The sequence below is a fragment of the Variovorax sp. 05T418 genome (assembly GCF_056396385.1).
This window is the reverse complement of the sequence record NZ_JBFTLJ010000010.1, coordinates 107,370-122,140: the sequence shown is the minus strand read 5'-3', so window position 1 is coordinate 122,140 and position 14,771 is coordinate 107,370. Positions and strand designations below refer to the sequence as shown.

Sequence of the window (14,771 nt, the reverse complement as noted above, 5' to 3'; positions counted from 1 at the left end):
GGCTTCCCTTGCCGCGCCTGCATCCGCTGGGCGATGCGGCGCTGCTTTGCGAACTGCCGCCGCCCGCCACGCTGGCGCAGCAGCAGCAGATCTGGGCGCTGGGCGCCGAGGTGCAGCAATGGGCTGGCGTGGGCGAGGTGCTGCCGGGCATGAACAACCTCACGCTAACCTTCGATCCGACCGCGGTCGATATCGAGGCATTGATGGCGCGCGTGAACGAGGCCTGGCCTCGGCTGTCGGCCACGGCCATCGAGGGCCGCCGGGTGGAGATTCCGGTGGCCTATGGCGGCGAGCACGGCCCCGATCTTGCCGATGTCGCGGCGCACACCGGACTCACGCCGGCCGAGGTGGTGCGGCGCCACAGCGCGGCCGACTACGTGGTCTACCTGCTGGGCTTCCTGCCCGGCTTCGCCTTCATGGGCGGGCTGCCGCCCGAGCTTGCCACGCCGCGCCGCGCCGAGCCGCGCACGGCGGTGCCTGCGCGCTCGGTCGGCATCGGCGGCGAGCAGACCGGCATCTATCCGCTGGTGTCGCCGGGCGGCTGGCAGCTGATCGGCCGCACCTCGCTCGAACTCTTCGATCCGTCGGCCGAGCCGCCGACCCTGCTGCGCCCCGGCGACCACGTGCGCTTCGTCGTCGAAAGCGTGCAGACATGATGCTGGTGCACAAGCCCGGCATGCTGGCCTCGGTGCAGGACCTGGGGCGGCACGGGCACCGCCAGCTCGGCATCTGCCCCGGCGGCGCGCTCGACGTGCTGGCGCTCACACTGGCGAACCGGCTGGTCGGCAATGCCGACGGTGCAGCCGGCCTCGAGCTCACCATGGGCGGCTGCGAGATTCGCTTCGAGACGGCCACGCGCATCGCGCTGGTGGGCGACGGCTTTGGCGCCCGGCTCGACGGCGCGCCGCTCTGGCCCTGCTGGAGCGTGCCTGTCGCGGCGGGGCAAACGCTCAAGCTCGCGGGCGCCAACGCGGCTGGCGCCAAGAAGGCCGGCTTGCGCAGCTGGCTCGCGGTGGCGGGCGGCATCGACGTGCCGCCGGTGCTCGGCTCGCGCAGCACCGACCTCAAGGCCGGCTTCGGCGGCCACCAGGGACGCGCATTGCGCAAGGGCGACCGGCTCCCACTGGGCGCCACGGCGCTCGATGCCGCCCGGCTCGCGCGGCGCCCGTTCGGCCTGCGCGGTCCGGACTGGGGAGCGGAGGAAAGCGATTCGGCCATCGCCCTGCGCGTCTTGCCCGGCCCCGAGTTCGACCAGTTCACCGTGGCCTCGCAGGCGCTGCTGTGGAGCGAGCGCTGGCGCATCACCGCGCAGAGCAACCGCATGGGAAGCCGGCTCGCGGGCGCCGAGCTCAAGCGCCGGCGCAGTGCCGACATGCTCTCGTCGGGCGTCATTCCCGGCACGATCCAGGTGCCGCCCTCGGGCCAGCCGATCATCCTGATGGGCGACGCGCAGACCACCGGCGGCTATCCGCGCATCGGCGTGGTGATCCGCGCCGACCTGTGGAAGCTCGCGCAGGCGCCGCTGGACGGCCGACTGCGGCTGGTGCAGGTCGACATGGCCGCGGCGCTCGAGGCCTGGGCCGGGCAGCAGCGCTATCTTGCGCAGGTCGCGCAAGGGCTGGCGGCAGCGGGCTGGACGAGACCGGCATAGACTGTGCGAGCAGCGCAGGCGCGCCGGCTGGCCCGACGCGCCGGCCCGTCTTGAAGAAGGAACCCACCCCATGCAAATCGACCTGAATGCCGACCTCGGCGAAGGCGCCGGCAGCGACGAAGCGCTGCTCGGCCTCGTGAGCTCGGCCAACATCGCCTGCGGCTGGCATGCGGGCGACGCCAAGACCATGCGGCAATGCGTGCGCTGGGCCATCGCGCACGGCGTGGCCATCGGCGCCCATCCGAGCTTTCCGGACCGCGAGAACTTCGGCCGCAGCACCATGCACCTGCCGCCCGACGAGATCGTGGCCAACGTGCTCTACCAGGTCGGCGCGCTGGCCGCGATCGCCAAGGCCGAGGGCGGCCAGCTCTCGCACGTGAAGGCGCACGGCCAGCTCTACAACCAGGCCGTGAAGGAGCCCGAACTCGCCGACGCACTCTGCGAAGCGGTGCGGCGCTTCGATCCCTCGCTCCGCTTCTTCGGCCTTGCGGGCAGCGGCATGATCGACGCCGCGCGCCGTGCCGGCCTCACGCCGGTCGAAGAGGTTTTTGCCGACCGCGGCTACATGCCCGACGGCAGCCTGGTGCCGCGCAGCCAGCCCGGCGCGCTGATCGAGGACGAGGAGCAGTCCCTCGCCCAGACGCTCTCGCTGGTGCGCGACCGCAAGGTCAAGGCGATCGACGGCAGCATCGTGCCGGTCAATGCCCAGACCGTGTGCCTGCATGGCGATGGCGCCCACGCGCTGGCCTTTGCGCGCCGCATTCGCGAGCGCCTGCAGCAAGAGGGCATCGCGGTTCGCGCGATGGCCTGATTCAAGCCGTGGCGCAGCGAACCGATGTCCTGTTGACCGGATTCGATCCGTTCGACCGCGAAGCCCTCAATCCCTCATGGGAGGCCGTGCGCGCACTCGACGGCTGGCGGTGCGGCCGCGCCACCGTGCATGCGCGCCAGATGCCCTGCGTGTTCGGCCAGGCCATCGAGGTGCTCGCAAGTGCGATGGACGAACTGCAGCCCCGGCTGGTGCTGTGCATCGGCCAGGCCGGCGGCCGCGCCGAGATCACGCCCGAGCGCGTGGCCATCAACATCGACGACGGCCGCATTGCCGACAACGCTGGCCGCCAGCCCATCGACCTGCCCGTGGTGCCCGGCGCGCCCGCCGCGTATTTCTCGACGCTGCCGATCAAGGCCATGGTGCGCGACCTGCGTGCGGCCGGCATTCCGGCGGCGGTCTCGAACACGGCCGGCACCTTCGTCTGCAACCACATCTTCTACGGCCTGATGCACCGCATCGCCATGCATCCGGCGGCCGGGCTGCGCGGCGGCTTCATCCACATTCCCTACCTGCCCGAGCAGGCGGCGCGCTTTCCCGGCGTGCCGAGCATGTCGCTGGCCACCATGATCGAGGCGCTGCGCATCTCGGTGGCGACCGCGCTGGCCGTTGAAAAGGACGTGGCCGAAACCGGCGGTCAGCTCCACTGAGCGAGCCAGCCGAGCAGCGCCTCATTCACGGACGCGGGCTGCTCCATCGTCAGCATGTGGCCGCATTGCGGCACCCACACCACTTCGGCATGCGGCACCAGCGCCGCGATCTCGCGCGTGCAGTCGGGCGGGGTCAGCCGGTCCGTATCGCCGCACACCAGCAGCACCGGCGCGCGCAGCGAGGGCAGGTGGGTGCGCGCGTCGGGGCGCCGCATCACCGCGCGGTTCTGCGTGATGAGCTGCTGCGTGCCGGCGTCCAGCACGATCTCGACGTAGCGCTGCACCAGCGCTTCATCGGCGGCCTGCGCGGGGTGGAAGGCGAACACCACATTGGGCTCGATCACGTCGCGCAGCTCGCCGCGCTCGAACAGTTCGATCGCGCTTTCGCGCAGCTCGTACATCTCGGGCGCCTCGGGCCGTGCGTTGGTGCCCAGCAGCGCGAGCCCCGCGATGCGCTCGGGCGCCTGCCGCGCGGCTTCCATCGCGACCATGCCGCCCATTGACGCGCCGCACAGCAGCAGCGGGCCGGGGTTCTCGCGCAGCACGGCCGCAGCCATGGCTTCGATGGTGTCGTGCCGCATGTGGGCATCGGTCACGCGCGTTTCGAACAGGGGCTCGAGCGCGGGAAGCTGGGCCTCCCAGATGCGCTCGTCGCAGGCAAGGCCGGGCAGCAGGACAAGGTGGGGCATGGCCGGATTTTGCGCCATCGCCGGCGCGGCGAGTGCGGCGCCGTTCGAGCTGCAGGTGGCGGCGCTGCAACAGATGCCGCCACCCAGGTCCCGAGCGTCACGCACGCAGTGGAGAATGGGCGTCCATGCCCACGCCTTCACCCGACTCCGCGACCGAACTCATCCTGATCCGCCACGGCGAAACCGCCTGGAACCGCGAGCTGCGCTTCCAGGGGCATGCCGACGTGCCGCTCAACGACATCGGCCACGAGCAGGCGCGCCGCCTCGGGCTGCGGCTGGCGGGCGACACCGCGCAGCACATCATCAGCAGCGACCTCATGCGCGCGCAGCAGACCGCCGCGCCGGCCGCGCAGCAGCTGTCGCTGCCGGTGGTCACGTCGGTGGGCTTGCGCGAGCAGTATTTCGGCATTGTCGAAGGCATGCGGGCCGACGAGATCCAGGCGCTGCATCCGCGAGCCTGGGAGCAATGGCTGGAGTTCCGCGAGGACCACGCCATGCCCGAAGGCGAAACGGCGCGCGAATTCCACACGCGCATCGTCGCGGCCATCGGCGCGCTGGCGGCTGCGCACCGGGGGCAGCGGCTGGTGGTGGTCACGCACGGCGGCGTGCTCGACATGGTGTGGCGCACCGCGCGCGGGCTCAGCCTCAGCGGGCCGCGCCAGAGCGACATTCCCAACGCGGGCTTCAACCGCATCCGCATTGCCGACCCGGCCATGCCCGACGCCATCGAGATCCTCGACTGGGCCGACACGCGGCACCTGGCCGACCTGCCGCCGCAGCCGACCTACGACCAGCGGCGGCATCTGAAGAAGAGCTGAGCCGCGTCAGGTGCAGCTGCCGGCCTTCGGCGTGCGCAGCAACGGCTGGCCCGCGCCCACGCCCGTGGGCTTGCCGGCATCCACCGCGAGGCGGCCGTTCACCAACACCGTGACCACGCCCTCCGACAGCAGCGTCGGCTGCGTGTAGGTGGCCTTGGCGGCATAGCGCGCGGGGTCGAACACGACCACGTCGGCGTAGTAGCCCGGCCGCAGGTGCCCGCGCTGTTTCAGGCCCAGCGTGTCCGCGGTCAGCGACGAGCTGCTGCGGATGAACTGGCCCAGCGAGATCGTGTGCTCCTTCACCACGTACTGGTCGTACTTGCGCGCGAAGGTGCCGTAGGCGCGCGGATGGCCCAGCGAGGAATCGGAGGAGGTCATGACCCATGGCCGCTTCATGAACGCGCGCACGTCGTCGTCGCTCTGGTTGAACGAGGCGATCATCAGGTCGCCGTCGCGCAGCACGGCGATGGCGGCATCCACCGGGTCGGCACCCGAGGCCTTGGCCACGTCGGCCAGCGTCTTGCCCACGTACTTGGTGCTGCCGGCCGAAAACAGGATGCTCTCAGGACCGCCGCGCAGGCGCAGGTTCTCGCGCATGCCGGTGCGCAGGCGCTCCTGCACGGCCGGGTCATCGAAGCGCTTGAGCATCGCCGCGCGCCCGCCGTCGACCGCCCAGGGCGGCACGAGCGCGGCCGAGAAACGCGTGCTCGATGCCGTCCACGGGTAGTGGTCGGCCGTGATGTCGAGGCCGGCGGCACGCTCCTTCTCGATGCGGCGGATGATGTCGCCGCTCTGGCCCTGCACGTCCACGCCCAGTGCCTTGATGTGCGCCACATGCACCGGCAGGCGGGCTTCGCGGCCGATGCGGATCACTTCCTCGATGGAACCCTTGAGCCCGATGTTGTACATCGACTCGTCGCGGATGTGGCTGTCGTAGAGGCCGCCGTGGCGGGCCGCGACCTTCGCGAGCTCGATCACTTCCTCGGTCTTCGAGAAATTCTGCGGCGGATAGAAAAGCCCGGTCGAAAGCCCCAGCGCGCCGTCGCACATGGCGCGGCTCACGTGCCGGCGCATGGCGTCGAGCTGCTCGGGCGTCGGCGTGCGATTGGCTTCGCCGAGCTGGTCGATGCGCACGGGGCCGAAGCCCACGTACATGGCGACGTTGGTTCCAACGGGCGCCGATCGCAGGCGCTGCGTCTGCGCGGCAATGTCGAAGCCGCCGAAGCCGTCATTGCCGATGACCGCGGTGGTCACGCCCTGGGTGAGAAAGGGAATGTTCAGGCGCTTGCGCGGATCGGTGGAATGCAGGTCGGCATCGGCGTGGGTGTGGGCATCGATGAAGCCCGGTGCCACGACGAGGCCGGCCGCGTCGATGGTTCGCCGCGCGCTGAACTGCGGCGGCGCCTTCCGGCCCGCGAAGACGATGCGGTCGCCCACGATGCCGACATCGCCCACCACGGGCTGGTCCGAATCGCCCGTGTAGACGGTGCCGCCGCGCAGCAGCAGGTCGAGTTCGACGGGGGCATCGGTCGCAGCTGGGGCTGCGGACGAGAGGCCTGCCAAGGCCGCGGAGATGGCGAGCACGACAACTGGTTTCTGCATGGGAAAGGAACCGGAGCGATGTGGAGCGGGCAGTTTAGAAGTCGCCCCCGCGTGTCCGTTAATTCCTTTTGCGCCAACTCCCATGACCGGAAGGCATGGCCTTTCTCAAGGACGGGAGGCGAGCTGCCCGAGGCCGAGCCGCGCATAAACCTCGCCGGCCTGGCGCCGCAGGCGCAGCGATTCGGGCTGGCCGTTGAGCTGCTGCTGCAGGATGCCCTGGGCACCCGCGAGCGCGGCCTGGCTGCCGGTGCGCACGAGCGCATCGAGGTACACCTGCTCGAACAGGTCGCGCTGCGCATGGCTGCCGCCGATCTCGAGCATGCGCGGAAGGGCGCTGCCGAGTCCTTCGATGGCGGCGGCGAAATCGCCGCGCGCATGGGCAACGAGCCCGCGCGCGGCCGGCACGCACACGCTCTGCCAGGCGGCGCGCGTGGAGAGCGGCGCGCGCGCCGCATGGGCTTCGATGTTGCGCAGCAGCGTGTCCGCTTCGGGCCGCCCGGCGCGCGCCAGGCCATACAGGTACTGCAGGTCGAGGAAGGGCAGCACGTGGTCGGCCGTGCGCTGCAGCAGGTGGCTCGCCACGTCGTCCCACCGCGCACCCACGCCGATGCCCGCGAGCTCGAAGCGCGCCAGCAGCGAGACGGCGCCGATCTGGTCCTGCGAGTAGTCCTTCACCACGCCCCACACCTCGCGGTCGTACAGCGCGAGCGCTTCATCGTCGCGGCCGAGCTCGATCAGGAACAGCGCCACGTGCCACCAGTTGTGCGTGACCATGAACGAGTTGAGCCCGCTCCAGCTGTCGCTCACGCCCTGCATGAAGGCCAGCCCCTCGCAGAGCCGGCCCTCGGTGAGCATCACATGCGCCAGCGCATGGTGCGCCCACGGCTCCTTGCGGCACATGCCGATGGCGCGGCGCGCGCTGGCCTCGGCCTCGCGCATCAGGTGGCACTGCTCGTAGCCGAAGGCCGCCATGCCATGCACATAGGGCACGTCGGATGCGGCCGGCAGCGCGGCGAGCGCCAGGCGCAGCATGCCCGGGCAGTCGCCGGTGTTGAAGCAGTGGTATTGCCCCAGCTTCACCGACACGAGGTCGCGCGGATGCTCCCGAGCCTGCTCGGCGTGCAGGGCGATGGCCTTGGCGATGTCGCCCTCGGCCCAGGCTTCGATGGCCGCGATGTAGCGCCGTTCGCGCGGCGTGGCGCGTTCGGATGCGGCGCGGGCCTTGGCAAGAAAGGGCCGCGCATTGGCCGCGGCATCGCGCGATTCGGCGAAGAGGTGCAGCGTTGCGCAGTAGGCCTGCACCATCGGGCTCGCGTCGCTGTCGGCCAGGGCCAGCAGATTGACCGCGCGTGCCTCGGTCGACACGAAGCCCATGGTGAAGTCTTCGACCAGCGGCAGGCTGGCGGCATCGTCGAGCGTGAGCGGGTTGCCGAAGCTGTCGGCGTGCAGGGTGGCGGGGGGCATGGCCGCATGGTGCCATGCCCCGCCGCGGGCTTCAAACGCCCGCTTGCTGGTGGCGGTACTCCTGTGTCTTTCCGCCGTAGCCGTAGGCCGCGCCGCGGGCGTCGATCACGTGGATGTACGAAACCTCGTGCAGGTCGGGCCGCAGCCGCGCCATGGCGGCATGCACCTCGCGCAGGTAGCGCGCCTTTTCCGCCTTGGTGTTGGTCTCGTCCGTGATGCTGATGTCGAGGTGGAAGGCCGACTTGCCGAGCGAGGCCAGCGACTGCCCGCCGATGAACCATGTGTCGGCGGCGATGTACTGCACCGTGACGGCGATCACCGGCAGCTGCTTGCCGAGCACGCTCTGGGTCAGTTCGGCGACCACGTCGACCGTCTTGCGCGTGAGCTGGGCGTCGGGCTCGCCCGAGAGGTGGACAACGATGTGCGGCATGGGGAGCTCCATGAAGGAATGAGTGAACGATGGGGCTATTGTGGGAACTGCAGTGAAATCGGAAAAGCGGGAAGATATGATGGTATCCATCGGGTAAACGGATGGATGAACCATGCAGACCTTCGACCTGGAGCAGCTTCGCACCCTGGCCGCCGTGATCGATGCCGGCAGCCTCACGGCCGCGGCGCCGCGCGTGTTCTTGTCGCAGTCGTCGGTCAGCGAGCAGATCCGCAAGCTCGAGGAGCGGGCAGGGCAGTCGCTGCTCACGCGCAGCAAGGCCGGCGTGGCGCCGACCGAGGCCGGCACGCGCCTGCTGGCCTATGCGCGTCGCATCCTCGCGCTCAGCGACGAGGCGTTCCGCGATCTGCATGGCGAGACGCTGCAGGGCGAATTGCGGCTCGCCGTGACCGACTACTTTCGCCCCGGCGATCTCACGCGGCTGCTGGGGCGCCTTGGCGAGAGCTATCCGCAGGTGCGGCTGCACGTGAGCATCATGAAGAGCGACGCGCTGCGGGCCGCCTATGCGCACGGCGATTTCGACGTGGGGCTCGCGATGAACATCGCCGGAACGTCGCCATCGACCGAGCCGGGTGCGAAGGCTCCGGTGATCCGGCGCGAATCGCTCGCGTGGCTCGGCGCGGCCGGCATGCGGCTCGCACGCGGCGAGCCGGTGCGGCTGCTGGCCTTGCCGGACACCTGCTCGTTGCACCAGTACACGGTGGCGCTGCTGCGGCGGCGGCGCGTGCCGTATGTGCTGGCGCACGTGGCGTCGGGCGTCGCGGGGTTGCAGTCGGCGCTGGCTGCGGGGCTGGGGGTGGCCTGCCTGAACGAATCGGCGGTGTGCGAAGGGGTTGGCCGGCTGGCGCCGCCGCACGGCCTGCCGGCCCTGCCCCGGGTCGCGTTCCAGTTCCTGCCCGCGCGCCGCGGAGAGACCGAATTCGTGACGCGGGCGCGGGAGATGCTGGCGACCCACCTGGTCTGAGGCCGCCAGGTGGCGCGGGATTTGCGTCAGGCCCGCCATGGATGCGCCACAACAACCCGCCACGCGCCCCGAACTGCTGCGCCACTCGCGTTTCGACGATGCGCAGGCCATCTTTTCGGGCACCCTGTTCGTCGCCATTGCCATGATGCTGTTCGGCCAGGCGGGGCTGCTCACGGGCGGCACGGCCGGTGTCGCATTCCTCTTGCACTACGCCACGGGCGTGAGCTTCGGCAAGGTGTTCTTCCTGGTGAACCTGCCGTTCTACTGGTTTGCATGGCGCCACATGGGGCGGGCCTTCACGGTCAAGACGTTTTCGGCGATTGCACTGCTGTCGGTGATGACCGACTGGGCGCCGCGCTACATCTCGATCGATTCGCTGCACCCGGCCTTCGCAGCGGTGCTCGGCGGCCTGCTGCTGGGCACAGGATGCCTGTTCCTCGCGCGGCATCGTGCGAGCCTGGGTGGCGCGACGGTGCTGACGCTGTACCTGCAGGAAAAGCGCGGCTGGCCCGCCGGCAAGGTGCAGATCGGCATCGACTGCACGGTGGTGCTGCTCGCGCTGTTCGTGATTCCGCCGCAGCGCGTGGGATGGTCGGTGCTGGCTGCGGTGGTGATGGGGCTTTTTCTATGGATCAACCACAGGCCGGGGCGCTACGCTGCGACTTGATTTCTTGTTGCTGCTGTTTTGTTCGAGCGCTGTTGTTTTTCAGGGCGCGTGCCCAGGCCACCGGGTACTCCCCTCCGCGAATGTCCCCCGCCTTCGGCTCCTCCTTTATTTCGCTGCGGGGAGCACCCGATGCCCTGGGCACTGGGGCACGCTGCTGGTGTACCGCTGATCAACGACCGCTCTGAATAACGCTCCCGTCGATGGGGTGCCTTGCGCAGCGAAATCAAGGGGGAGGCCGCAGGCCGGAGGACATTCGCGGAGCAAGGTACCCCGTCGGCGGGAGCGCGCCCTGAACAGCAGCGGCTGTCCCATCGTTCAAGGCGCCACAGGCCAGGGCCGCTGAGGCTCCCGAATCTGCTCGAACGCGCGCGACACGCGCAGCACGCCGAGGTCGTCGAAGCGCTGCCCTGCGATCTGCAGCCCGATCGGCAGCCCGCTCGCCGAGTACCCGCAGTTCACCGACGACGCCGGCTGCTCCGACATGTTGAACGGCACCGTGAAGCCGATGTGCTCCAGCGGCCGCAGCGGATCGTTGGTGGGGGACGGCGCCTCCGCGGCCGCAGGCATGTTCGGCGACACCGGCGAGATCACGTAGTCGAAGCGCGCGCAGGCCTGCACCGTGGCCACGCGGGTCGCATGGAACTGGCTGAAGCCGCGGAACACATGCTCGCCGCTGAACTCGGCCGCGCTCTCGGCCCATTCGCGGATGTAGGGCAGCACCTTGGCGCGCTGGTCGGGGCGCAGCGCCTTCATGTCCACCAGCGAGCGCATGCGCCACAGGTGGTCCATGCCGTCGAGCATGGCTTGCGACATGAACGGCTGCATCGGCTCGACGATGGCGCCGGCCTTTTCGAACAGGCGCGCCGCATGCTCGACCGCCGCCTGGATCTCGGGCTCGACCGCCAGGCCGCAGCCCGCGTCCAGCAGCAGGCCGATGCGCAGCCCGCGCAGGTGGTCGGGCGACACGTCGAAGCTCTCCCAGTCGATGTCCTGCGGCGGCAGGCTCATGCTGTCGCGCGCATCGGGCTTCGAAAGCACCTGCATCATCAGCGCCGCATCGCCCACGCTGCGCGTCATCGGCCCGGCCGCGCGGCCCATGTAGGGCGGGTCGATCGGGATGCGGCCCAGGCTCGGCTTGAGCGTGAAGATGCCGCACCAGCTCGCGGGCAGCCGCAGCGACCCGCCGATGTCGGTGCCGATGTGCAGCGGGCCGTAGCCCGCGGCGGCCGCGGCACCGGCGCCGGCGCTCGAGCCGCCGGGGGTCCGGCTCAGGTCCCACGGGTTGCGCGCCAGCGTGTGGAAGCTCGATAGCCCCGAAGACAGCATGCCGTAGTCCGGCATGGTGGTCTTGCTCACGATCACCGCGCCGGCCTCCTTCAGGCGCGCGGCGGGCGGTGCATCGGCGGCCGCGGGCTTCAGGTCGACGGCGGCCGTGCCGGCCGGCATCGGATCGCCGCGGGTCGCGATGTTCTCCTTGATGGTGGCCGGCACGCCGTCCAGCGGGCCGAGCGCGTCGCCGCGCTGCCAGCGTGCTTCCGAAGCGCGTGCCTGCTCGAGCGCGGCTTCGGGCCTGAAGAGCCAGGTGGCCTGCAGCCTGGGCTCGCAGCGCTCGATCTGCGCGATGACGGCTTGCGTGACTTCGACAGGCGACAGGCGCCTGTCGCGGTAGGCGGCGGAGAGTTCCTGGGCGGAAAGCTCGTTCAATGAAGAAGAGGATGAGGAGGAGGACACGTCGGCACTCATCCCCACGACAGCGCCGAGAGGTCGTTCACGAAGATCGGGTTCTCCTTCCAGAGGCCCTTCACGTTCTTCTTCGCGATGGTGGGGAACTGCGGCTGGTAGAGGAAGCCGTTGGCTGCATCGACGGCCAGCATCTTCTGCGCTTCGCCCAGCAGCTTGTTGCGCTCGGCCGCATTGGCTGTGGCCTTGATCTTGTCGAACAGCGCGTTGAAGGGCTTCGACTGGTAGCCCCAGTAGTAGTCGGGCTTGGCGTAATTGCCGAGGTCGAAGGGCTCGACGTGCGAGACGATCGACAGGTCGTAGTCCTTGTTGCCGTAGGTGCCGCTGAGCCACTGCGCCCACTCCACGTTCTGCACCTTGACCGTGATGCCGATCTTGGCGAGCTGCGCCACGATCACCTCGCCGCCCTGGCGTGCGTAGGGCGGCGGTGGCAGCGTCATGGTGAGTTCGAGCGGCGTCTTCACGCCGGCCTCGGCCATCAGCTTCTTGGCCTTCTCGAGGTCGAAGGGGTTGATGCCCGTGGTGTCGACATAGCCCGCGGCGCCCGGCACGTAGTGGCTGCCGATCGGCACGCCGAAGCCGTCGGCCGCGCCTTCGATCACGGCCTTGCGGTCGATGGCCGCGAGGATGGCGCGGCGCACGCGCACATCGTCCAGCGGCTTCTTCTTGTTGTTGATCGACAGGATGGTCTTGGCGCGCGAGCCGGCCAGGATCACCTGGAACTGCGGGTTCATCTTGAACTGCGGCACCGCGCGCGTGCCGATGCGCGTGAACACGTCGACGTCGCCGGCCATCAGCGCGGCGGCCTGCGCGGCCGTGTCGGAAATGAAGCGGAAGGTGACCTTGTTGATCTTGGCTGTGGCCGGGCTGCGGAAGCCCTCCCACTTGCTCAGCGTGATCGACGAGCCCTTGGCCCAGTTGTCGAGCTTGTAGGGGCCGGTGCCGACCGGCTTGGTGGCGTTGCCGTCGGCGCTCTTGGGCTCGACGATCACGGCCGTGGCCTGGCCCAGCACGAAGGGCAGGTCGGGGTCGATTTCCTTGTTGATGACCACCACGGTGTAGTCGTCGACCACCTGCGTGCTCAGGTTCGCGAAGGTGCGCTTGTCCTTGTTGGTGCTCTTCTCGCCGCCGGCACGGTCGAAGGAGAATTTCACCGCGGCGGCATTGAAGGGCTCGCCGTTCTGGTACTTGACGCCGCGCCGCAGCTTGAAGGTGTAGGTCTTCAGGTCGGGCGAGATTTCCCAGCTCTCGGCCAGGAGCGGCGTGACGCTGCCGTCGGCGTTGATCTTGGTGAGCGTCTCCAGGATGTTGTAGTGCACCACCTCCGCGATGGCGGCCGCGGCGCCGGCGGTCGGGTCCAGGCCCGGCGGCTCGAGCGCCATGCCGATCACGATGGCGTCCTTCCGCCCCTGCGCCATGCCGGCGATGGGAGAGGCCAGCGCCACGGTGGCGCCGGCGGTGGCAAGGAGGGTGCGACGGTTCAACATACGTTGTGATCTCCGGAAAAACGATGGATGCGAATGGCTGCTTCCCATGCGCGGCGCGCCCCGAATGGAGGCGCGGCGGCACGAAGGAAGGACACGCAGCACGAAAGATGCCACGCGCGGGCAGCGAGCCATTCTCTCGCAGCGCAGGCTTCGGCGCTGGTCCGCGCAGGCGCTATTTCCTCGGGACGTTCCCGGATGCCGGGCTCAGCTCCAGGAGAGCGCGGCGATGTCGTTGACGAAGATCGGCGTGTCCTTCCAGAGCCCGCGCAAGCCGCGCGCCGCCACTGTGATGAACTGCGGCTGGTAGAGGAAGACATTGGCCGCGTCCTCGGCCAGCAGGCGCTGCGCATCGCCCAGGTAGCGCAGCCGGTCGGCGGTGCGCGCGCTGTTGCGCGCCTTGTCGAACAGCTCGTTGAACCTGGCCGACTGGTAGCCCCAGTAGTACTCGGGCTTGGTGTAGTTCACGAGGTCGAAGGGCTCCACGTGAAGGATCAGCGAGAGGTCGTAGTTCCTGTTGCCGTAGGTGCCGCTGATCCACTGCGCCCACTCGACGTTCTGGACCTTGGCGACGATGCCCACCTTGGCCAGCTGCGCGGCAATGAGCTCGCCGCCCTGCCGCGCATAGGGCGGAGGCGGCAGCACCAGGTCGAGTTCGAGCGGCGTCTTCACGCCCGCCTCGGCCAGCAGCTGCTTCGCCTTCTCGACGTTGTAGGGGTTGATGCCCGTGGTGTCGACATAGCCCGGCGCGCCCGGCACGTAGTGGCTGCCGATGGGCACGCCGCGGCCGTCCGCGGCGGCCTCGATCACTGCCTTGCGGTCGATGGCCGCGGCAATCGCGCGGCGCACGCGCACGTCATCGAGCGGCTTGCGCCTGTTGTTGATGGCCAGGATGGTCTTGCCGCGCGAGGCGTTGAACACCACCTGGAAGCGCTTGTCGTTCTGGAACTGCGGCAGGCTGCGCGAGACCGAGGCGTGCGGGAACAGGTCGACATCGCCCGAGAGCAGCGCCGTCGTCTGCGCGGCCGGCTCGGAGATGAAGCGGAAGCTCGCCTTGCGGATCTGCACCGCGTCGGCGTTGCGCCAGCCCTCCCACTTGGCGAGCACGATGGCCGATCCCTTGGCCCAGCTGTCGAGCCGGTAAGGGCCTGTGCCCACGGGCTTGACGGCGTTCGTCTCCACCGTCCTGGGCTCGACCATGATGGCCGAGGCCTGGCCCAGCAGGAAGAGCAGCTCGGGCTCGATCTCCTTGCTGATCAGCACCACCGTGTGCGCGTCCACCACCTGCGCGGCGATGTTGGTGAAGGTGCGCTTGTCCTTGTTGGTGCTGTTGGCCGCGGCGGCGCGGTCGAACGAGAACTTGACGGTGTTCGCGTCGAAGGGCTCGCCGTTGTGGAACTTCACGCCGCGCCGCAGCTGGAAGGTGTAGGTCCTGAGGTCGGGCGAGATTTCCCAGCGCTCGGCCAGCAGGGGCGAAACGCTGCCATCGGAATTGATCCTGGTGAGCGTCTCGAAGACGTTGTAGAGCACCACCTCCGCAATCTCGGCGCCAGCCTTGGCCGTGGGGTCGAGCCCTGTAGGTTCGAGCGTGAGCGCCAGCACCAGCGCGTCCTTCTTTCTCTGCGCGAAGGCGGTCGCCGGCAGCGCGAGAGGAGCCAGGGCGGCGGCGCCGGTGGCGAGCAGGGTGCGTCGTTTGAGCATGAAGCGGTGTCCTCGGAACAAGGGCAGGCATCTTGCGCGCAGGCAGGCGGCCGCGCAACCAGAT

14 protein-coding genes are annotated in these 14,771 nt (G+C 69.5%); 7 read left to right on the top strand and 7 right to left on the bottom strand.

Annotated elements, in window-relative coordinates; translation table 11 throughout:
- Positions 1-8 precede the first annotated feature (8 nt).
- The 4 genes from pxpB (at position 9) to pcp (ending at position 3,130) form a co-directional block, all read left to right on the top strand.
- On the top strand, positions 9-656 hold the full coding sequence (pxpB, locus tag AC1DMS_RS20495) for a 5-oxoprolinase subunit PxpB (RefSeq protein WP_062365532.1): 648 nt from the start codon (positions 9-11) through the stop codon (positions 654-656).
- Positions 653-1,651, top strand: coding sequence for a 5-oxoprolinase subunit C family protein (locus tag AC1DMS_RS20490; RefSeq protein WP_062365533.1), 999 nt, complete (start codon positions 653-655; stop codon positions 1,649-1,651). Before pxpB ends, AC1DMS_RS20490 begins: the two co-directional genes overlap by 4 nt.
- Before the next feature lie 70 nt (positions 1,652-1,721).
- Positions 1,722-2,462 carry a 5-oxoprolinase subunit PxpA gene (gene pxpA / locus AC1DMS_RS20485; protein WP_015867135.1) on the top strand — a complete coding sequence of 247 codons (741 nt, stop codon included), beginning with the start codon at positions 1,722-1,724 and terminating at the stop codon, positions 2,460-2,462.
- Positions 2,463-2,470: 8 nt separating this feature from the next.
- Positions 2,471-3,130 carry a pyroglutamyl-peptidase I gene (gene pcp, locus AC1DMS_RS20480; protein ID WP_062365534.1) on the top strand — a complete coding sequence of 220 codons (660 nt, stop codon included), beginning with the start codon at positions 2,471-2,473 and terminating at the stop codon, positions 3,128-3,130.
- Here the strand turns inward: pcp and AC1DMS_RS20475 are convergent.
- Positions 3,118-3,837, bottom strand: a complete 720-nt coding sequence (locus tag AC1DMS_RS20475; protein ID WP_062365535.1) for an alpha/beta fold hydrolase — start codon at positions 3,835-3,837, stop codon at positions 3,118-3,120. The two genes, pcp and AC1DMS_RS20475, sit on opposite strands and share 13 nt — an antisense overlap.
- 107 nt (positions 3,838-3,944) lie before the next feature.
- Here AC1DMS_RS20475 and AC1DMS_RS20470 point away from each other — a divergent pair, with 107 nt between their 5' ends.
- Positions 3,945-4,637: a histidine phosphatase family protein gene (locus tag AC1DMS_RS20470; protein ID WP_062365536.1), complete on the top strand. Its 693-nt coding sequence runs from the start codon at positions 3,945-3,947 to the stop codon at positions 4,635-4,637.
- A 6-nt stretch (positions 4,638-4,643) separates the two neighbouring features.
- Here the strand turns inward: AC1DMS_RS20470 and AC1DMS_RS20465 are convergent, their stop codons facing one another.
- From AC1DMS_RS20465 to AC1DMS_RS20455, 3 genes are all read right to left on the bottom strand, one after another.
- Positions 4,644-6,239, bottom strand: a complete 1,596-nt coding sequence (locus tag AC1DMS_RS20465) for an N-acyl-D-amino-acid deacylase family protein (protein ID WP_478181701.1) — start codon at positions 6,237-6,239, stop codon at positions 4,644-4,646.
- Between the two features lie 105 nt (positions 6,240-6,344).
- Positions 6,345-7,703, bottom strand: coding sequence for a tetratricopeptide repeat protein (locus AC1DMS_RS20460; RefSeq protein WP_062365537.1), 1,359 nt, complete (start codon positions 7,701-7,703; stop codon positions 6,345-6,347).
- 31 nt (positions 7,704-7,734) lie between these two features.
- On the bottom strand, positions 7,735-8,133 hold the full coding sequence (locus AC1DMS_RS20455) for a tautomerase family protein (protein ID WP_015867129.1): 399 nt from the start codon (positions 8,131-8,133) through the stop codon (positions 7,735-7,737).
- A gap of 112 nt (positions 8,134-8,245) precedes the next feature.
- Between AC1DMS_RS20455 and AC1DMS_RS20450 the strand changes: the two genes are divergently transcribed.
- Complete coding sequence (locus AC1DMS_RS20450) at positions 8,246-9,115, top strand: LysR family transcriptional regulator (protein ID WP_062365538.1); 870 nt, start codon at positions 8,246-8,248, stop codon at positions 9,113-9,115.
- Positions 9,116-9,152: 37 nt separating this feature from the next.
- Complete coding sequence (locus AC1DMS_RS20445; RefSeq protein ID WP_062365539.1) at positions 9,153-9,782, top strand: YitT family protein; 630 nt, start codon at positions 9,153-9,155, stop codon at positions 9,780-9,782.
- Between the two features lie 315 nt (positions 9,783-10,097).
- Here the strand turns inward: AC1DMS_RS20445 and AC1DMS_RS20440 are convergent, their stop codons facing one another.
- From AC1DMS_RS20440 to AC1DMS_RS20430, 3 genes are all read right to left on the bottom strand, one after another.
- The gene (locus AC1DMS_RS20440; protein WP_062365540.1) at positions 10,098-11,525 is read right to left on the bottom strand and encodes an amidase; all 1,428 of its coding nucleotides are present in this window, start codon (positions 11,523-11,525) and stop codon (positions 10,098-10,100) included.
- Entirely contained in the window at positions 11,522-13,009 is a 1,488-nt protein-coding gene (locus AC1DMS_RS20435) for an ABC transporter substrate-binding protein (RefSeq protein ID WP_062365541.1), read from the bottom strand. Before AC1DMS_RS20435 ends, AC1DMS_RS20440 begins: the two co-directional genes overlap by 4 nt.
- Positions 13,010-13,213: 204 nt before the next feature.
- Positions 13,214-14,707 (bottom strand): ABC transporter substrate-binding protein, encoded by a 1,494-nt coding sequence (locus tag AC1DMS_RS20430; protein ID WP_062365542.1) that lies wholly within the window; start codon positions 14,705-14,707, stop codon positions 13,214-13,216.
- Positions 14,708-14,771: the final 64 nt, after the last annotated feature.